The sequence below is a fragment of the Helicobacter sp. MIT 21-1697 genome (assembly GCF_026241255.1).
Classification (GTDB): Bacteria; Campylobacterota; Campylobacteria; order Campylobacterales; family Helicobacteraceae; genus Helicobacter_C.
This window is the reverse complement of the sequence record NZ_JAPHNC010000003.1, coordinates 173842-193187: the sequence shown is the minus strand read 5'-3', so window position 1 is coordinate 193187 and position 19346 is coordinate 173842. Positions and strand designations below refer to the sequence as shown.

The following is a 19346-nucleotide window of genomic DNA, read 5'->3' as shown; positions in this document are numbered from 1 at the left end:
ATCCGCCTTTTTATCTGCCAAATTTGCTCAAATATGGCACAAGAAAAAGTGTTAAAATTACAAATAAAAGCAAAAATACCATAGGCACAAAAGCGATATGCTGCCATAAAGTCGCACTTTCATCAATGCTCTGATAAATAAAAATAAAAAGATTAAAATTCATAGCACTTAAAAAAGCAGCACAAAGCAGAGCAAAATAAAACCAACGCATAGAAAATGATTTTTTAAAAAGCCCCATTGCCCTACCTCACTTGTCCATTGCCTGTAATACAATACTTATAACTGCGCAAAGATTCTATACCCATAGGACCTCGTGCGTGAATCTTAGAGGTAGAAATGCCCACCTCTGCACCAAAGCCAAACTCCCCACCATCGCTAAATCGTGTAGAAGCATTCCAATACACACACGCCGCATCAACTGCACGCATAAAAATTTGTGCGACTTGCTCATCTTGCGTGATGATACATTCAGAATGTGAAGAGCCATAATGCGCGATATGTTCTAGCGCCTCATTAATGCCACTTACAACTTTAAGATTAAGAATCTTATCACCCCATTCTTTATTAAAATCAGCTAAACCATCATCTGCAACACCCCAATTTTTAAGCCACTCTTCATTTTCAAACATCACACGCACACCTGATTCTCGTAGTTTTTGAAGCAATGTTGGCAAAAATTGCTCCACAAGCACCTCATCAAGAATCACACATTCACACGCATTACACGCTGCTGGATAGCTTAGCTTTGCATTAAGCACTATCTCTTGTGCTTTATCTTGTTGTGCTTTTTCGTGGATATATGTATGGCACACACCTTTATCGTGCTTGATAATTGGAATTGTCGCATTATGTTTAACAAACTCAATCAAGCCCTCTCCCCCTCGTGGTATGAGTAAATCCACATATTTATCCATTTTGACAAATTCTAAAATTCCCTCACGCGAAGTATCCTCTATCATACTGATACATTCTTTAGGGAGAGAATGTTGCTCTAATGCACTATGGAGTGCTTGAAGTATCGCCATATTTGAGTAAAATGCTTCCTTGCCACCTTTGAGCACACATACATTCCCACTTTTAAAGCATAATGCACTTACATCGCTTGTAACATTAGGGCGAGATTCATAAATGACACCAATGACACCAAGTGGCACACTCACTTGTGCAATCTCTAATCCTGCCTTGTTTTTCCAACTTTTTATCACCTGCCCTGTTGTGCAAGGAAGCTTTGCAATATCACGGATAGAATCCGCCATAAAGCGCACTTTTGCACTATTTAATTCCAATCTTTTGCGCATTGCCAAAGGTAGATTCTGCGCTGCACTTATGTCTCTAGCATTTGCTTCACATATTATCTTACTTTGAGATTCTATCCTATCTGCCATAGATTCAAGCACTGCATTTCTTTGCTCATCACTCAAACGCTCTAATATCCTTGCACTGCGTTTTGCAGATATGAGCATTACTTCTATATCTTGCATTATACTTCCTCTCTTTGCTTGGCAAGCTCCTCCACTTCTGCAATAAATCGCTCAAGCAATTGGTCTTCTTTCAGTTTGCAGAGAATCTTCCCTCCTTTGATAATCAGCCCATCTTTGTTCCCAAAAGCAATGGCAATGTCTGCGTGTTTTGCCTCACCTAAAGCATTCACAGCACAACCCATTACGCTCACTTGCAAAGGCGTTTTAATATGTTTAATGCGAGATTCTACTTCTTGCACCATTTTAACAAGATTCGCTTCAATGCGCCCACAAGTCGGACAAGATACGATTGTTACTCCGCTTTTTTGTCGTCCGCTATATTGAAGTATCATACGCGCAACTTTAATTTCTTCCTCAAGTTCGCCTGTTATGGAGATTCTCATCGTATCACCAATGCCCTCCATAAGTAACCCACCTAATGCCATAGCACTTTTTATCATTGAATGATGTAATGTCCCAGCCTCTGTAACGCCTAAATGAAAAGGATAATCCACCAATGGACGCAACATTCTATATGCTTCCATTGTGCGCAACACATCACTTGCTTTGAGTGAAACTTTGATATTTGTGAATCCAAAATCCTCTAAAAGCTTAATGTTATACAACGCAGATTCAACCATACCTTTGGGCGTTGCACCATATTTTTGCTCAAAGGGCTTCTCCAAACTGCCACCATTCACGCCAATGCGAATAGGTATGCCTCGTGCATTACACGCATCAGCCACAGCCTTGATTCTATCTTTTGAGCCGATATTACCCGGATTAATGCGAATGCAATCCACACTCTCTGCTGCAATGAGTGCAAATTTATATCTAAAATGAATATCTGCAATTAAGGGCAGTGGCGAGATTTTTTTTAGAGATTGAAGTGCAGCGGCGTCTTTTGGGTCGCTCACTGCCACACGCACCATATCTGCACCGACAAAATATAATCTCTCAAGTTGCGCTTTTGTCGCCTCTATATCACAAGTTTTACTAAAAGTCATACTCTGCACACTAATAGGTGCATCACCACCAACAGGCACATTTCCTACAAAAATTTGTTTTGTTTTTACTCTTTGCACTCCAAATCCCTTTATGAATTTTTGCTTATTTTAGCACTTCTTGGGTAAAATTCCACCTATAACTTTGAGATATAAGGACAAAAATGCACGAATATTCTATTGTCGCCTCACTCATACAAATGTGTGAATCTCACGCAAATGAGCATAATGCTACTTCCATAGCAAAAGTCTGTATTGCCATTGGTGAGCGCAGCGGCGTAGATAGTGCGCTTGTAAAAAGTGCATTTGAGACTTTTAGGCTTGATTCGCCTTTGTGTCAAAATACTACCTTAGAGATACAAACACAAGCTGTTGAGCTAGAATGTCGCGACTGCGGGCATTATTTTCAAGCACAAAATCTCACTTATAGCACTTGTCCGCAGTGTCAAAGTCATAATGTCATCATTACTAAAGGTAAAGAGTTACATCTGCTTAACCTTGAACTTGATGTAGAATAAAATATTTCAAGGAGTATATATGCTAAAAACTGATAAACCTCTCGCACAAAAACTTGATGAACGAGTATTTGAGCAGCTCCTCAAATACAATCCTCAAACACAAAACCTGTGGGATATTGTAGGAATTTTTGAAAATGAGCGACAAAAGCTACGCATTGAAATCGCCCAATACCACGAAGATATTAAAAATGCTCAAGCCAAACTCAAAGAGTTGCGCGAGGGTATCACTAAAGCACAAAATATCCTTCGCTCCCTTGAGCAAAAAATCTCCGAATCTCCTGTGCCACCAGAACAAGAAGAAAGCCAAAAAGAAGCGCTGAAGCTTAAAATAAGCGAACTTGAGCTTGAAAATTCTAAGCTGCTCGTAGAACTGCGCGATTTAAAAAGCGAATATCAGCTTGAGGAAAATCTCCACCAAATGCAAAGTATGCGCGATACACCACAAGAATCTCTAAAAAATCCAAAGCTATAATTAAAAGGACACTTATGCAACCTCAAAGCGCTCATAGCACACCCAAACGCCTTTTTGTGAGTGCGTGTGAGCCAAGTGCGAATCTCCATCTTAAATTTCTTGCCCAAAACCTTGATACATCTACTCATATCTGTGGCGTATTTGAAAAAGAGACTTTTGCCAACTTCCCCTATGCTACGCCCTCTTACACGCTTAAAGATTTTGCAATTATGGGATTTTTTGATGTGATAAAAAAACTTGCTTTTTTCAAACAAGCCATTCAAAATATGAGCGAGCTTGCTGCACAATGCGATGTAGTGCTGCTTATGGATAGCTCAAGTTTTAACTTACCCATTGCCAAGATTCTTAAAAAAAATGCACTCAAAGCACCTGTTATATATTATATCTTGCCGCAAGTATGGGCGTGGAAGTCGTGGAGAGCTAAAGAGATAGAGGCTGTATGCGATTATTTATGTGCGATTTTACCTTTTGAACTTGCTATGTATCCCAATGCAGTGGCTCAAAATAGGGCATTTTATGTCGGACACCCTTTGCTTGATGAGATTCCCACGCTTAAAGAACAGCCTTTACCCCTTGAAAATGGTAAAATTACCTTTATGCCCGGCAGTCGCAAAGGTGAAATAAGGCGGATTTTTCCGATTTTTGCTGCTGTAGCAAAAGAGCTTACGAATCCTAAGATTCTTGTGCTACCTGAACATTTTAAGCATCTAGACAAGAGGACGATACACGATATATATGGGGAGGATATACAATATTTTGAGCTTAGCTTTGATGCCAATACAGCGCTTTTGGAGAGTAGTTTTGCTTTTGTCTGCTCTGGCACTGCTACACTTCAAGCCACTCTCATTGGCACACCGCTTGTGTTAGGATATAAAACACGCACGATTGATGTGATGATTGCACGAGCCTTTGTGAGACTCAAACATATCGGACTTGCTAATATTCTTTATAATGCTTTGCATTGCGGGAATCCTCGCCTAGGTGAAAAAGAGATTCACATTGAGCTTATCCAATCTCAACTCACAAAAGAGAATCTCCTTAATGCCTACTCTACAACCAATCCACAAGTATTTTTTGCCAAAGCCCAAGAGATTCGCAACTACCTCGCCTATGGCAGTGCTACAAAAGTCGCGAGATTGCTTGGTGAAAATTTAACCAAAAGAAAACCAAATGCTTAAACTTCTTATCCTCTTCAACCTATTTTATGGTGTCCTTAGCACAAGCCCTCTACCAAATGACATAAAAAATTTTATAGAATCTAGAGAAAAATTTATAGAATCCGAAAATGTGGATTCTATACAGACATAGTCAAATACAAGATTTAAAACAAAAAGAAATTGATAAAGAGTTTGTCGCTTTGCGTAACAAATATAAAGAAAATAACTTTATTATGAATGTCTTATCACAATATGGTTGTTTGTTAAATGATTGTAGTGCTACAAGCAAAGGTAATGGTTTTGTATTTTATAAAGGTGTAGATATTACTGAAGCTATCAATAATTCACTTAAAGATATAAGGACGAGCAAAGGAGAGTTCATAAGGGAGATTAGAGTAGCGGAGATAAGTGATATGTCCCTTATAATATTTTAATTTGACATAGCCATATTTCACAGCCCAGCCTATCCCCATCCACCTCTCGCCTTCATCAGTTTTATTAAGGACTGAACCAATAGCGCAATTATCCATAAATGATTAAACCCTAGACGGAATTGATTGACTTTAAGAGGAGAGCAAGGAAAGTCTCCAGCAGTGAGCCTATAATTTTCCTCAAACCTACTGATTGCACCACTATTTCCAAGTGCAATAGAGCAGAGCAAACAAGCTTGAAACATTATGATAGAATAAAAGCTCACTCTTTCTTGCTATCATCTTCCTTTGTTCTTTATGGCTTAGCTGAAAAATGTGATCTATTCGCTTTGTCTCCTCTCTTTTTGCCCACTCAAAATTAACTTATTTTGTGATAAGATAAAAATTATACAAAATATTCATTTTAACAAAGGCTTATTCAATGAGTAATTTTAGCAAAATCGGTTTTATTCTCGCGGCACTTGGTAGCTCTGTGGGCTTGGGACATATTTGGCGTTTTCCCTACATTGCTGGGACAAATGGCGGGGGGGCGTTTGTGCTTTTGTATTTATTTTTAGCACTCTCACTTGGCATTGCAATGCTTATTGGAGAAATGCTTATTGGAAACAAGGGGGGGGGCGCTAATGCTGTTAAAAGCTATGAGAATCTTGACCCAAGTCCAAATAAAAAATGGCGTTTGGCTGGTTTTACGCTTATTGGCGGTCCTATTATCTTATCTTTTTATGCCATCGTGCTAGGCTGGGTATTTTACTATCTCTTTATGGTAAGCTTTAACCTCCCTAACGATATGCACACCTCTGAAACAATCTTTAACACTCTCTATACAAATGGCTTTGTGCCACAAACGCTCGGTTTGTTTTTTGTAATGGGCATCACAGCATTGGTTATCTCTCGCGGCGTTAAAAAAGGCATTGAAGCTTTGAATCTTGTCCTTACTCCACTTCTTTTTATTATATTTTTTGTCTTATTACTCTATGCGATGAGTATGGATTCTTTTAGTAAGGCTGTGCATTTTATGTTAAGCTTTGATATAAATGAAGCCAAAAAAGCGCTGACACTTAATGTATTTATTGATTCTCTAGGGCAGGTGTTTTTCTCACTCTCACTCGGGGTAGGTATCATCATCACTTATGCTGCCTCCTCTCAAAGCAATCAGAATCTCCTCAAAAGCGCACTTTGGGTAGTGCTATCTGGGATTTTAATCGCCATTATGGCTGGACTTATGATTTTTACATTTGTATATGAATATAATGGTGAAGTAGGAGGAGGTGCTGGACTCATCTTTATAACTTTGCCTGTTATGCTCTCTCATCTTGGCATATTAGGCAATACCATCGCTTGTTTATTCCTCATTGCCTTTAGTTTTGCGGGGATTACTTCTGCGATTTCGCTCCTTGAACCTGCTGTAATGTATGTGTGTGAAACCTATCATTGGAGCAGAGCAAAAGCGACTTGGAGCATTGCTGGGGCAATTAGCGCACTTGGGTTTCTTATCATTTGCTCCATTTGCACACCTATGGCAGAATATCTCACTATTGGTGGCAAGTCGCTTATGGATAGCGTTGAATTTCTCTCTGCAAATGTGATTATGACGCTCGGGGGACTTTTAGCAGTTATATTTATCGGCTGGGCTGTGCCAAAGGCTCAATTACGACAATACACCGCACATTTTTTTAATAACACTGCCTTTGCATTTTGGCATATTATTATGCGCTTTATCGCACCGCTTATTACTATTATGATACTTGTAGCGGTAAGTATAAAGTTTTTTACAGGGCAGGACGCGGTAGATTTTATTTTTACATCTTTAGGGCTGTGAGTGAGGAAAATCTAAAGTTTCGCATTCTCCAATATGGGTAGCACGATATATACCATCAAAATGCAGTGTCATCATCTTAGATTCTCGCACTTTTATAGAATCTAAACACATATTTGCTGCTCTAAATGTGCTTTTTATATCCTTTTATACCATTTGGGTGGGTTTGATTGCAAAGGCGAATCCTCAAACATCAAATATGTCCGCACTTGAGGATTAAGCTTCTCGCCCCAACTCGCAAGGTTTTGATAAAAAACCTTGCTCTCTTGAAACATAAAGTTCATATCCTCTACTTGTGAAATATCCCAATCATTCAAAGGTTGATTGAAATGCGATGTTTCATAAAACATTAAAGACATATCCTTAACTTTACTCACATTCCAGCCATTGAGCGGCTGATTAAACGCACTTCTTGCAAACATCGCATTCATATTCTCCACATTTGAAGTATCCCACGATTGTATATCTTGGTTAAATGCAGTTTTAACAAACATACCGCGCATATTTTGCACCCTGCTTACATTCCATTTGCCCAAAGGCTCATTAAAGTTCTCCACACCCCCAAACATATAACTCATATCCTTGACATTAGCTACATTCCACGATTCTATCCCACTAAAATCTGTTCTCCCTCTGACATTATGAACGCACTTCTCCCTCTCTGTCTCCCATTGTGCTATGAGATAATCTTTCATAGCCTGCTTATCTGCTTCTGTGGGAATCCACTTATCCCCTTTTTGAGCAGCTTGCTCCATAGTGGTGATAATCACAAAAGATTCTATAAATTTAAAATACTCTGCAAATAAATCGTGGCATTGCTCTGTGCTAAAGCGTGAAAAAAGATAACTCATATCGGTAATAGCACTTGTATCAATCTCGCTTAAATGAATGGCATCTGTTTTGTTAAGCAGCTCTACCAACTCCGCTCTATCTTTTGGGTGGTATTTATACTTTGTTTTTTGGGAATCCTCGCAACCATTACTTATAAATACCATTATGACACACATCATTAGATATAAAAGTTTGTTCATTCATCCTCCATTTATTACATAAAATCCCTGAATTGGCATTGGATTATATCAAAAAAAAAAAAAAACAGATTTTTGATATAATTTGCCCCTATAATAAGCCAAAGGAGATAGGTTATGAAAGTATTGCTACAAGGGGGATTGGGAAATCAAATGTTCCAATACGCATTTGCACGCACTTTGGCTCATCGTGGATATGAAGTTGCGCTTGATGCAGCGTGGGGATATACCAAATATTCAGACTTGCAACCTCATCTTTTTTCTTTACAAAAAGCAAAAATAAACGGGGGGGGGGGCGAAAACACATATTCGTAATCTTGAATTAACGCGCTTTGCAATCTCTTTGCCTATTTTGCGATTTTGCCTCCCAAAACCATATAGTAAAAATTATTATGATTTGATTCTTGCAAAGATTTACTCTCGCCTACGCTTCTTTTATCCAACTTTGACAAAAATATTAACCAAACCCCTTATAACTTATGAATCTCCCGAGCTTATGGCACAATTTTGCGCTCATAAACAATTTTGCTCGCGCACATATTTTGAAGGATTTTTTACTCATCGTGAATATTTTTCAGAGATAGAGAGCATACTTCGCAAAGAATTTACACCACTTTTTTTGAGTGAGCACACACAAATCCTACAAAAACACATTATTTCCACACCAAACTCTGCGTTTTTACACATTCGCAGAGGAGATTATTATTTAGATAAACATTGGACATTTATCAAACTTGGCAGCGCCTATTATAATGCTGCACTTAAGGAGCTTATAAAGAAAGTTTCTCGTCCGATAGTATTTGTTTTTAGCGATGATATACTTTGGTGTAAGCAACATTTCACACAATGCTTGGATTCTATCCTTTATCGCCAAGTAGAATTTGTATTTATAGAAGGTAATGATGAGGGTAATGCAATAGAAGACCTCACACTTATGCGAAGTTGTCAAAATGGCATTATGGCAAACTCCACTTTTAGCTATTGGGCAGCTTTTCTTATTAATAATCCCTCTAAACTTATTTGCGCACCAGCACGTTTTAGCTACAATCCACACTCTTATTTGCCACATCATTTATTTCCTGATTGGATAAAATTTGATGATATTTGGGGCACACAAATACCTTAAAACAATCTTATTTTAATTTTTGCACATAGTCGCAGGCAAATTGGTTGTGCAAACTACACGCACGATGATAATAATCTTTTGCTTTACTCAAATCTTGAGGCACACTTAATCCCTGCTGATAAATCTCCGCACTTAAGACACACGCATACATTCTGCGTTCATCACACGCTTTAGAATCTAACTCTAAAGCCTTTTGATTAAATTCTCTTGCTTTATCTAAATCTTTTTGCACATTCACACCATAAAAATAATATGAGCCCAGCATTGAACAAGCACTCTCTATATCGCGCTTACACATAATCTCTAAATATTCTAAACCTTTTGCCACATCTTTTTCTACACCGCGTCCATCAATAAGTGCCACTGCTTGTATAGCACACCATTCTATTGCTCCCTCTCTACAAGCTTCTAGGCTATTATCATAGCCAAGTTTGTAATAATGCACAGATTCTGTAAGATTATGTTGTAAATCTTGCTTATTTTGCGATTTGGCTTCATAATAATTCCCTAAATACAAGCACGCCCCGGGGTGTCTAGCATCGCAAGCTTTTTTAAGAAATACACTTGCATCATCAATATTTTTTACCCATAGCACTACACCTTGATAAAAATCAGTATCAGCTGCTCGTATGCCTTTGATTAGAGCACTCTCTTGCATACTTTGGGTTTCCTCAACATTATTTTGTAAAATCTCATCTTGCTCATTTGCCTTTGCACACATTGTTACCATAACCAAAACCAAACAGCATTGAACAATACGATTCTGCAACTTCATCTAGCTTGTCCTTTTGTTTAAATGCACGAGCTGGGGAAACTTATGCGTTATGATTTCATTAGATACGAAAAACTCCTCTATATACTGCGTAATGCTATGAACATCACTCACATTATTAATCACATTTCTAAACACACTCGCCCCCTCGTGTCCTTTAGCATAGGCGTGGAGATTCTTACGAAACATAATCGCTCCACGCTCACCATAAAATTCTACCATTTTTTTAAAATGCTTCAAAACAAGTTCTTTTTTAATAATAGGTGGAATATCTTGTGTCTGATTTTTAATCTGCCAAAAAATCCAAGGCGAAGTAAGAGCTGCTCTGCCTATCATTACCCCATTTGCTCCTGTGTGAGAGAGGACTTTTTGTGCTTTAGAAACACTATCAATCTCACCATTAGCAATCACAGGCAATGATATTTGGCTTTTAATCGTAGCAATCGCATCATAATCAATACGCTCCTTTTTGTAACCATCTGCACGCGTTCTCCCGTGTATCACCACAAAATCAGACTTTACATCTTTAAGAGCTTGTGCTATTTCATTGGGAATCTTTTTATCAAATCCTAAGCGCACCTTGAGACTTGTATAAGGTGTGGTAGCCTTATCTTTAATGAGATTGGCAATTTTGACAAGCAAATGCAAGTCTTTAAGCAAACCGCTACCATTGCCGTGATTTGCCACCTTTGGAGCAGGACAACCACAATTTAAATCAATGACATCAATACCCTTTTGTGCATTGAGAATCTCTACTGCCCTTGTAATCACTTCTTCCTTTGAGCCTGAAATCTGCACACTATAAGGTTGCTCTTCGGGAGATTTTTCAATCATTTTAAGTGTGCGCACATTATTATACACAAGGGCGTGAGAGCTTATCATTTCACTCACAGTTATATCCACACCAAAGCTTTTAACTACGCTACGAAAAGGTAAATCTGTATATCCTGCGAGAGGGGCAAGCATAAGGAGATTATTAAATTCTATCATTTAGTTTCTCTGTTTGTAATCTTCATAGCCAAAGCTCTTAAGTAATGTCCATACTCCTTGAGCATCAAGCACGCCAAGAGAAGGGAGTGGCACACCATTAAAAGTATTATTTTTGACAATTGTATAATGTAGCATATCCTCAAAAATCACTCTATCCCCTACACACAAGGGTGTATCAAAACTATAATCGCCCATTACATCTCCTGCCAAACAAGTTGGACCACCTAAGCGATAAGTATAAATACCTTTGCCCTCACCTTTATCAGATTCTAAACCTGTTTGCTTGGAGAGCTTTGTAAGAGAAGGGCGATAAGGCATTTCAAGACAATCAGGCATATGTGCCGCAGCACTCACATCAAGTATAGCCACTGATATTTCATTTTGCACAATATCTATGACCTCACCAATTAAAAATCCCACTTGCCACCCCACTGCTTCACCGGGTTCTAAAAATACCTCTATATCATTATAACGCCTTTTAAAATCACAAATAAGCTTTATCAGCAAATCACAATCATAATCCGCTCTTGTAATGTGATGACCACCGCCAAAATTAACCCATTTTTTCTCTTGAATATATGTGCCAAAATATTTTTCAAAATGTGGCAATGTGCGAGCAAGTGCAGTGCTATCTTGCTCACAATGTGTATGAAAATGCAATCCACTTATACCATCTAATCCATAACGCGCTACGCCTTTTTGGAACTCATCAGGTGTAATACCCAAGCGAGAGCCAGCAACGCAAGGGTTATAAATGCGCGGTTCTACCTCACTATAAAGCGGATTTACGCGTAATCCCACCTCAATTGGCGATTGAGAATCTGCCTTAAGCATTGTATTTTTGGATTCTATAAGAGATTTAAATCTCTGCCACTGGGCAAAAGAATTAAAAATAATATGTGTAGCATAATGTAAAATACTTTCAAATTCTGCTTCTTTATATGCAGGAGAAAACACACATACTTCTTTACCCTCACTCCTACCGCCTATCTCTTCATATCCTAATCTCGCTTCATACAGCCCACTTGCTGTGCTACCACTTAGAGTTTTTTTAAGATGCCCAAACACGCGCCAAAAAGCATAACCTTTGAGTGCTAAGAGTATTTTTGCACCACTTTGCCGCTGGATAGAATCTAAAAGAGCAAGATTCGCATTAAGCCTCTCCTCCTCAAGCACATATGCAGGAGAGGGGAGAGCAAAAAGTGTAGAGAGTTGGCGCATTTTATTTGAGGGCAAAGCGCCTTACTGCAGCTTCAATTTCCACAGGATTAGATTTAGAGATAAACTCATCAGCGTTAAGCGAACGCGCCATATCTTCATTGCTACTCCCACTCATAGATGAATTTACCACGATAGGCAAATGTGCCGTAGCAGGATTTGCTTTCACTTGTTTAATAACTTCAAAACCACTTGCTTCAGGCATTTCAAGGTCGGTAATAATCATACCAATAGAATTAATATCTGTGGTAGGTGCGAAAAGATAATCAAGTAAGTGTTTGCCATTGATAAAATCGTGATGCACCACACCAAGCTTATTGAGAATAAGCTGCATTGTGCGTAGCACCGTGGGGCTATCATCGGCAAGAAGAATGCTCTTTGTTGTTTCTACTTGAGAAATTTTAGCAATCCCTTCTTCTTTATCTTTTTCAATCCACGGAAACACATCAATAAGCATCTTTTCAATATCCACTACTTGCACTAAGCGTCCATCAAAATAACGTGTGCGACTTACGAGTTTGCCATTATGTCCGCCTCCTCCAATACCCACACCTTGTTCTATTTCAGTCCATTTTTTGTTAAGAATCCTATCTGCTTCGTAGATTCTAACTCCTATCGTCCAACGCGAAAACTCACAAATCATAATAATATCCTCTTCGCCCGCTGCTCGTTTTACCCCATAATCACGCAAATTTTTACTTTTATTATTGCTATCATAAAAAAACCATTTGCGCATATCAATGAGTGGGATAGTTAATTCACGAATGGTGATAAGCCCTTCCACAAGGCTATTATTCTCGTGTGTAACCACAGTGAGCGCACCACTATATTTAATCACTTCACGAATCTTAAAAACATTGACAGCATATAAATCTCTTCCCTTTTCTAGGCGAAAACAAAGGAGCTGAAGTTCATTATTCTTGTGGAGACTTGTTACTTGGTCAATATTTGACATACTTGTTTTAGACATAATCACACCTCAAATTTGAAAAATAGCTTAGTTTAGCACAAAATCACTAAATCTAACTTTATGGATTTTTGTCCTTATGGTTAGACTTTATACTAAAACGTATTGTAATAATAATCCAACGCACAATACCATATACCACATATCCACTCATCAACGCACATAGTGTTTCTTGCGGATAAATATAAATAATGCCAAGCAATAAAATCACCGCAATAAAAGATTTAAAATTCCACTTAATCTTCTTAAAACTCGGATAGCGAATATTGCTCACCATCAAGATACTGATAATAAAACTTCCGCCTAACATTATATATTCATACCCATAGGCTTTTATAAATCCATATTGTAAGTCAATAAGCACCCAAAGCATTACAATTACAGCAGCTGAAGGGATAGGCAACCCAATAAAAAAATTTGGCTCTGAACTTGAAGTGATATTAAAACGTGCCAAACGCACTGCACCAAAGATAACAAAAATAGCTGGGACACTCATACCCAAACGCCCATAATCCATACCAATATAAAAATACAAAAGCATTGCTGGAGCCACACCAAATGCTACTACATCTGCTAGAGAATCAAACTCTACACCAAACTTACTTGCGGTATTTGTAAGTCGCGCAACTCTACCATCAAATCCATCTAATATCATTGAAATTAAAATCAGCCAACACGCTATTTCAAATTTCCCTTTTGAGGCATAAATCACGCTCAAAACTCCCAAAAAGATACTTCCTGCAGTAAAAAGATTAGGCAAGATGAAAAGTGGATTAAACTTCATAAATATATCCTATTACACTTTGGAGCGCACATACCTTATCACCGATACTCACTTTTGATTCAAATTCCACAGAAGCTTTCTTTTGTGGAATAACAATACGTGTCATACCTGCTTTCATAAAACCTATACGATCCCCGACACTTAAATTATTCTGTGCAAATAGATGGTGAGAGGAAAAGAAAATCGGATAAAACTCCATATAAAATGTTCTCTCCTTGAGACTTTCAAAGCGCATTGTGGCATTGAGCTCTTTGCATTTATCTTTGGCACAGCACACTAGCGACAATCCTTTTTTTTCGCTATATTGTCCTTCTACAATATCACAAGGTGCTCGTATAAGACCCACATCAATAAAACCTGTCTCAATAAGAATATGCATTTCATCATTGTTATAACTCATATCACGTACAATACCATCTACTGGCGAAACAAAAGCATTATTCTCATCAATATGTGGAATCCTTTCAGGATTACGAAACATCACAAGCCATAAAACAAGTCCCACAAACAGCACAAATGCACAGACACTCCAATCAAGCCACACACTTAATACAAATGCCACAAATAACACTATTGCACCCAACCAACCCTGTTTTGCAATGAATTGTGTAGTCGTTGTCATATTGCCCTCCTTAGACTTCCTCTTCCTCAAGTGGAATAAGACGAGATTGCATATTATTTTGCGTTTCATATTCTTGAATAATCTCTCTCACGCGTGCGCCATCAATGACTTCTTTTTCAAAAAGCTCTTTGACCATATTTTCAATCGCATCTTTATAATCACTCAAAAGATTCTTAACATAACTATATCGCTTATCAAGTGTATTTTTGATATGACTATCAATTTCTTGAGCAAGCTGCTCACTAAATTCCCTTTGTGTATTGCCACCACCAAGAAAAGTATTGCGTTGTTTTTCAAGCACCATAAGTCCGCTTACATCTGTCATACCATAATAGCTAATCATTGATTTAAGAATCCCAGTAGCACGTTCTAAATCATTGCTTGCACCTGTGGAAATCTCACCCAAAAATACTTCTTCAGCTGCGCGCCCACCCAAAAGCACATCAACCTCTGCCATAAGCTCGTGTTTTTGCATCAGGTAGCGATTTTCTTCAGGTGTATGAAGTGTATAACCAAGAGCTGCCATACCTCGCGGAATAATTGATACTTTATTTACCCTATCAGCACCTTTTGTCATCTCTGAAACAACAGCGTGCCCACTCTCGTGGTAAGCAACAATTTTTTTCTCTTTAGGAGAAATACGCCGTGATTTTTTTTCTAATCCTGCAATTCCTCGCTCTACTGCCTCTTTAAGATGCTTTTGACTTACTTCTTTTTGATTCTCTCTCCCAGCAAGTAAGGCAGCTTCATTAATGATATTTGCTAAATCTGCTCCAGCAAGTCCGGCTGTGAATTTTGCAATCTCGTGCAAATCCACATCACGCGCTAAAGAAACATTTTTAATATGCACTTTAAGAATCTCTAAACGCCCTTCAAAATCAGGCTTATCTACAAGCACTTGCCTGTCAAATCGTCCCGGACGCAATAATGCAGGGTCAAGTATTTCAGGACGATTTGTTGCAGCAAGCACAATTACAGGCGCAGATTCTGAACCAAATCCGTCCATTTCTGCAAGTAACTGATTAAGCGTTTGCTCCCTTTCATCATTACCACCTACCATACTTCCAGCCGCACGAGACTTCCCAATGGCATCAATTTCATCAATAAAAATAATGCTTGGCGCATCTTTTTTTGCCATTTCAAATAAATCTCTTACACGACTAGCCCCAAGCCCTACAAACATTTCAATAAAACTACTTCCACTCATAGAAAAAAACGGCACATTTGCTTCACCCGCCACAGCCTTTGCAAGAAGTGTCTTACCTGTGCCCGGAGGTCCAACTAAAAGCACACCGCGTGGAATCTTCGCTCCCACAGCAGCATAACGTTCAGGATATTTAAGAAAATCTACAATTTCTACGACTTCTTCCTTTGCTTCAGCGTTTCCAGCCATATCATCAAAACGCACATTAGGCTTTTCTGCATTCACAAGCTTTTTGGCATTTCCCATACCAAAAATACCTCCACCCATACTTTTCTGCATACGCGCAGTAAGAAACATCCAAAGTGCAAGAATAATAAAAATAGGCAAGAGCATATTGACCAAATCTCCCAAAAAACTACCCTCGCTAAAACCACTATATTCAATCTTTTTCTCATCAAGTAAAGGCACGAGCCCCAAATCTGCCACTTTTTTTGTAGTATAGAGAATCCGCGGCGAAGTATTGGCAGAATATGCTTTAATATAAGTCTGTCCAATATTTACCGAACTAATTTCACCCCGAGTAATAAGCTCTTTTAATTCATTGTAACTAATTTCTTTTGTAATATTCCCCCCCATCAAACGTTCAGTAAATGAATCGCCATTAGGTGAAAATAGCTTAAACAAAAGCAATGTAAGAATCACAAAAATAGCAAAAGTAAGAAAAGGATTTTGCTTAAAAGGTGGCTTTTTTTCATTAGGATTTTCCATATTTGTCCTTCTTTCAAAATAAATTACAAAGTCAATTTCAAAGCTACCCACCCATCTTTACAACGAGTATCTAGCATCTTAAAATCATCAAATGCTTTTATTATATCAAATTTATATTCATCAAGTATCCCAGAAAGAATTAAAACTCCATTTTTTGCGAGTTTTGCCCTAAAATCATTGTGTAAAACTTTCACAACAAAAGCAACAATGTTAGCCACAATCACATCATACTTTTGTAGTAAATTCATAGGAGAATCAGCCACACTCCCCTGCCAAAGTGCATTAAGTATAACTTTATTGAGTAAAATATTTTTATTACATTCTCTTATAGCATTTTCATCAGTATCACAAGCATACACTTGCGCGCCAAGTTTGCAAGAAGCTATGCTCAAAATACCACTGCCACACCCCACATCAAGAAGTGTTTTGCCCCGTATATTCATTTCGCTTAAAAGTTCTAAACACATTGTGGTGCTTGCGTGATGCCCTGAACCAAATGCAAATGCAGGATTAATAATAATTTCATCATAAGATTCTTGAGATTTCTTTAATTCTTGTGCCCAAGAGGGGCGGATATAGAATCTCCCGCATTGCACTGGTTCAATAGAATCTTGATATGTCTTTATCCAATCATCATTAAACTTTTCTTCAATATGATAACAAAAACCTACATAAGTTTGCGTATTTTGAGCAAGCACCAAAGCAAAATTGTGTAAAGATTCTAAAAAATCTTGTATATCCATTTCATTTGACGCAATCCGACTAACAATTTGCGTAGGTTGTGTGCTTTTTTTGGCTTTAAAAATATCAAAATCTAAAGCACTTTGCCAAGATGAATCATCATAAATAATAGCAAAAGGAGATAGTGTAGGAAGTATATCAAAAAATTCAATCGCACAAAAAGTCTTGTGGGTAATAAAATCAGCAAATTGCTCTAAAAAATCATTTGGATGGATAATAATTTCCCAATATGTTTGCTTATCCAACCCTTGCATCAAACCTCAAGCTTAATCCTCATTTACACCTAATACAACTTCTAATTTTTCTTTAAGCACTTGAGGTGTAAAAGGTTTTACAATATAGTTATTCACTCCTGCTTTAAGTGCTGTAATAACCTCCGCTTTACCGCCTTCAGTAGTAACCATTATGATAGGAATAGATGTGTATCGCTCATCAGAGCGCACTTTTTTAACCAAATCTAAACCATTCATTTCGGGCATATTCCAATCTGTAATAAGCACTTGTATGCCCTCAGTGGTATCCATAATCTGCCAAGCTTCTACACCATGTTCGGCTTCTAAAATATCCTCATATCCTAAGCGCTGGAGGGTATTCTTTATAATTCTTCTCATTGTGGAGCTATCATCAACAACTAGCAGTTTCAAGTTATCTCCTTATTTTAAATACAGCTATAAATAAAAAGGCATTCTAGCATATTTTTGTATATATTATAGATTCATTCTTGCATTTTTTCAAATTTTACTCTCTATTTTTCAAACAATGCGAATGCCTCTTTAAGATTTATCTTTCCCTCATAAAATGCTTTTCCTATGATTACACCGCTAATGTAAGGATTCTCATCTAAAATTTTAAGCTCACCTGATGAAGCAAAGCCACCACTTGCAATCGTATAAATACCACTACGACTTGCAATATCTTGCGTAAAAGATATATTAATACCGCTTAATGCACCATCACGATTAATATCTGTGCATATAATAGCCTGCACAGCACTGCCTACAAATTTTTCAGCTAATGCGCCTGAATACATATCACTCTCTTTAGCCCAGCCTTGTGTAGCAACCTTACCATTTCGTGCATCAATACCTACCGCCACAGGGTAAGAGCGCGCCATTGTTTTGACAAATTCCCAATTTTTTGTCGCAATGGAGCCAAGTATGATTCTACTCACTCCCATATCTACATAAAGTTTGATACGCTCCTCATCGCGTATGCCCCCACCAATTTGTATTTGCAAATGTGTCGTGCGCAAAATCTCCTCAATACATTTTAGATTCTGTGGAATACCCGCAAACGCACCATCTAAATCAACAATATGCAACCATTTCGCGCCCATATCTTCAAACATCTTGGCAAACTCCAATGCCTCACCATAAATCGTAGCACTCTGCATATCACCCTTAAAAAGCCTTACTGCCCTACCTTCTTTTAAATCAATCGCAGGATAAATATCAAGTGCCATTATTACTCCTCAATGGGTTTCATACCATCATACATCCATTGGGCACACCAACCCACAAAAGCAAATACTAAAAATGCGTAACGTGCATTAAAATAATTATCAGAAATAGACAACACAGAAGTGCAAATAAAACAAATAAGCACGCCTAACACGAGTAAAGCAAAATTCACATACTCATAGAATCCAAACATATCTTTATGCTTTATCATTACCCACACAAGCAAAAAAATACCTCCCAAAAATGCAAAAATATCAAGATAAGCATAAAGATTATCACGATAATAATACGGCTGCAAAGAGAGAGCAAAAAGCACGACTATAACAATATTGATAGAAGGGCGCATATCTTCAAGCATTTTCCCAATCTGATTATACTCATTGGGATGAATGCCAAAGATTAAAAATAAAAGTGGAATATATACAAAAAATGTATAAGCACACACAAGCAAAAAAATACGTGGTAAATAATCTATAAGAAGCTCAAAAAAACCACGATGATAGATACTTCCTTCAATCGCAAACATATCCATAATATCCTCTGTTTTTGGCACATAAGTTATTTTGAGAATAACAAGATAAATAAATATTACACCCAATATGAGCACTATCACGCGTTGTAGAGTGCCACTTGTTTGATTACAACTGCTAAAAATAACAAAAATGCTGCACAAAATAAACCCACAAAAAAAGAAAAATATACTCAAATGGTCAAAAAGTTGATTCTCGCGGATAAAAATCAAAAATAAATGTGAAAAAGAATGTGAGAATTGCGAAATAAAAAGAGTGAGATTCGTAAAAACAAAAAAGGCAAAGAAAAGTAAAGAAAAAATAATTGTAATACGCGTAGGTTGTTTCATTGTAATCCT

The 19346-nt window shown here is 37.7% G+C and carries 23 protein-coding genes; 7 read left to right on the top strand and 16 right to left on the bottom strand.

Features of this window, described 5'->3' with window-relative positions; translation table 11 throughout:
- Positions 1-10: 10 nt before the first annotated feature.
- The 3 genes from OQH61_RS04525 to ispG are packed head-to-tail and all read right to left on the bottom strand — an operon-like array spanning position 11 to position 2545.
- Positions 11-238, bottom strand: coding sequence for a hypothetical protein (locus tag OQH61_RS04525; RefSeq protein WP_266026106.1), 228 nt, complete (start codon positions 236-238; stop codon positions 11-13).
- Between the two features lie 4 nt (positions 239-242).
- Complete coding sequence (locus OQH61_RS04520; RefSeq protein WP_266026105.1) at positions 243-1481, bottom strand: glutamate-5-semialdehyde dehydrogenase; 1239 nt, start codon at positions 1479-1481, stop codon at positions 243-245.
- Entirely contained in the window at positions 1481-2545 is a 1065-nt protein-coding gene (ispG, locus tag OQH61_RS04515) for a flavodoxin-dependent (E)-4-hydroxy-3-methylbut-2-enyl-diphosphate synthase (protein ID WP_266026104.1), read from the bottom strand. The genes OQH61_RS04520 and ispG overlap by 1 nt, the downstream gene beginning before the upstream one ends.
- 83 nt (positions 2546-2628) lie before the next feature.
- On the opposite strand from ispG, the gene hypA reads away from it, so the two are divergent.
- The 5 genes from hypA to OQH61_RS04490 all read left to right on the top strand — a co-directional run bounded on the left by hypA (position 2629) and on the right by OQH61_RS04490 (position 6861).
- The gene (hypA, locus tag OQH61_RS04510) at positions 2629-2982 is read left to right on the top strand and encodes a hydrogenase/urease nickel incorporation protein HypA (RefSeq protein WP_266026103.1); all 354 of its coding nucleotides are present in this window, start codon (positions 2629-2631) and stop codon (positions 2980-2982) included.
- Positions 2983-3001: 19 nt separating this feature from the next.
- A complete protein-coding gene (locus OQH61_RS04505) occupies positions 3002-3454 on the top strand; it encodes a hypothetical protein (RefSeq protein ID WP_266026102.1) in 453 nt (150 codons plus the stop codon).
- A gap of 14 nt (positions 3455-3468) precedes the next feature.
- Complete coding sequence (gene lpxB, locus OQH61_RS04500; RefSeq protein ID WP_266026101.1) at positions 3469-4632, top strand: lipid-A-disaccharide synthase; 1164 nt, start codon at positions 3469-3471, stop codon at positions 4630-4632.
- A 107-nt stretch (positions 4633-4739) separates the two neighbouring features.
- Positions 4740-5045 (top strand): hypothetical protein, encoded by a 306-nt coding sequence (locus tag OQH61_RS04495; RefSeq protein ID WP_266026100.1) that lies wholly within the window; start codon positions 4740-4742, stop codon positions 5043-5045.
- 418 nt (positions 5046-5463) lie between these two features.
- Positions 5464-6861: a sodium-dependent transporter gene (locus tag OQH61_RS04490; RefSeq protein ID WP_266026099.1), complete on the top strand. Its 1398-nt coding sequence runs from the start codon at positions 5464-5466 to the stop codon at positions 6859-6861.
- Here OQH61_RS04490 and OQH61_RS04485 read toward each other — a convergent pair.
- Together OQH61_RS04485 and OQH61_RS04480 are read right to left on the bottom strand one after the other, a co-directional pair.
- Positions 6850-6972, bottom strand: a complete 123-nt coding sequence (locus OQH61_RS04485; protein ID WP_266026098.1) for a hypothetical protein — start codon at positions 6970-6972, stop codon at positions 6850-6852. The two genes, OQH61_RS04490 and OQH61_RS04485, sit on opposite strands and share 12 nt — an antisense overlap.
- Positions 6973-6995: 23 nt before the next feature.
- Positions 6996-7889, bottom strand: coding sequence for a BspA family leucine-rich repeat surface protein (locus OQH61_RS04480; RefSeq protein WP_266026096.1), 894 nt, complete (start codon positions 7887-7889; stop codon positions 6996-6998).
- A gap of 114 nt (positions 7890-8003) precedes the next feature.
- Here OQH61_RS04480 and OQH61_RS04475 point away from each other — a divergent pair, with 114 nt between their 5' ends.
- Positions 8004-8201, top strand: a complete 198-nt coding sequence (locus OQH61_RS04475) for a hypothetical protein (RefSeq protein WP_266026095.1) — start codon at positions 8004-8006, stop codon at positions 8199-8201.
- Between the two features lie 181 nt (positions 8202-8382).
- Positions 8383-9012: an alpha-1,2-fucosyltransferase gene (locus OQH61_RS04470; protein WP_266026094.1), complete on the top strand. Its 630-nt coding sequence runs from the start codon at positions 8383-8385 to the stop codon at positions 9010-9012.
- Between the two features lie 7 nt (positions 9013-9019).
- Here the strand turns inward: OQH61_RS04470 and OQH61_RS04465 are convergent, their stop codons facing one another.
- The 11 genes from OQH61_RS04465 to OQH61_RS04415 form a co-directional block, all read right to left on the bottom strand.
- Positions 9020-9787 (bottom strand): tetratricopeptide repeat protein, encoded by a 768-nt coding sequence (locus OQH61_RS04465; RefSeq protein ID WP_266026093.1) that lies wholly within the window; start codon positions 9785-9787, stop codon positions 9020-9022.
- On the bottom strand, positions 9788-10774 hold the full coding sequence (locus tag OQH61_RS04460; protein ID WP_323054029.1) for a tRNA-dihydrouridine synthase: 987 nt from the start codon (positions 10772-10774) through the stop codon (positions 9788-9790).
- The gene (nspC, locus tag OQH61_RS04455) at positions 10775-11995 is read right to left on the bottom strand and encodes a carboxynorspermidine decarboxylase (RefSeq protein WP_266026143.1); all 1221 of its coding nucleotides are present in this window, start codon (positions 11993-11995) and stop codon (positions 10775-10777) included. It abuts the gene before it with no gap.
- Position 11996: 1 nt separating this feature from the next.
- Complete coding sequence (locus OQH61_RS04450; protein ID WP_266026092.1) at positions 11997-12962, bottom strand: chemotaxis protein; 966 nt, start codon at positions 12960-12962, stop codon at positions 11997-11999.
- 58 nt (positions 12963-13020) lie between these two features.
- On the bottom strand, positions 13021-13743 hold the full coding sequence (pssA, locus tag OQH61_RS04445; protein ID WP_266026091.1) for a CDP-diacylglycerol--serine O-phosphatidyltransferase: 723 nt from the start codon (positions 13741-13743) through the stop codon (positions 13021-13023).
- Entirely contained in the window at positions 13733-14365 is a 633-nt protein-coding gene (locus OQH61_RS04440) for a phosphatidylserine decarboxylase (RefSeq protein ID WP_266026090.1), read from the bottom strand. The genes pssA and OQH61_RS04440 overlap by 11 nt, the downstream gene beginning before the upstream one ends.
- A gap of 10 nt (positions 14366-14375) precedes the next feature.
- Positions 14376-16277: an ATP-dependent zinc metalloprotease FtsH gene (ftsH, locus tag OQH61_RS04435; protein ID WP_266026089.1), complete on the bottom strand. Its 1902-nt coding sequence runs from the start codon at positions 16275-16277 to the stop codon at positions 14376-14378.
- Positions 16278-16300: 23 nt separating this feature from the next.
- Positions 16301-17272, bottom strand: coding sequence for a 50S ribosomal protein L11 methyltransferase (locus tag OQH61_RS04430; protein ID WP_266026141.1), 972 nt, complete (start codon positions 17270-17272; stop codon positions 16301-16303).
- A 12-nt stretch (positions 17273-17284) separates the two neighbouring features.
- On the bottom strand, positions 17285-17662 hold the full coding sequence (locus OQH61_RS04425; RefSeq protein WP_011115665.1) for a chemotaxis response regulator CheY: 378 nt from the start codon (positions 17660-17662) through the stop codon (positions 17285-17287).
- A 101-nt stretch (positions 17663-17763) separates the two neighbouring features.
- Positions 17764-18480: a 1-(5-phosphoribosyl)-5-[(5-phosphoribosylamino)methylideneamino]imidazole-4-carboxamide isomerase gene (gene hisA, locus OQH61_RS04420; RefSeq protein WP_266026087.1), complete on the bottom strand. Its 717-nt coding sequence runs from the start codon at positions 18478-18480 to the stop codon at positions 17764-17766.
- 2 nt (positions 18481-18482) lie between these two features.
- Entirely contained in the window at positions 18483-19337 is an 855-nt protein-coding gene (locus OQH61_RS04415; RefSeq protein WP_266026086.1) for a hypothetical protein, read from the bottom strand.
- Positions 19338-19346 lie beyond the last annotated feature (9 nt).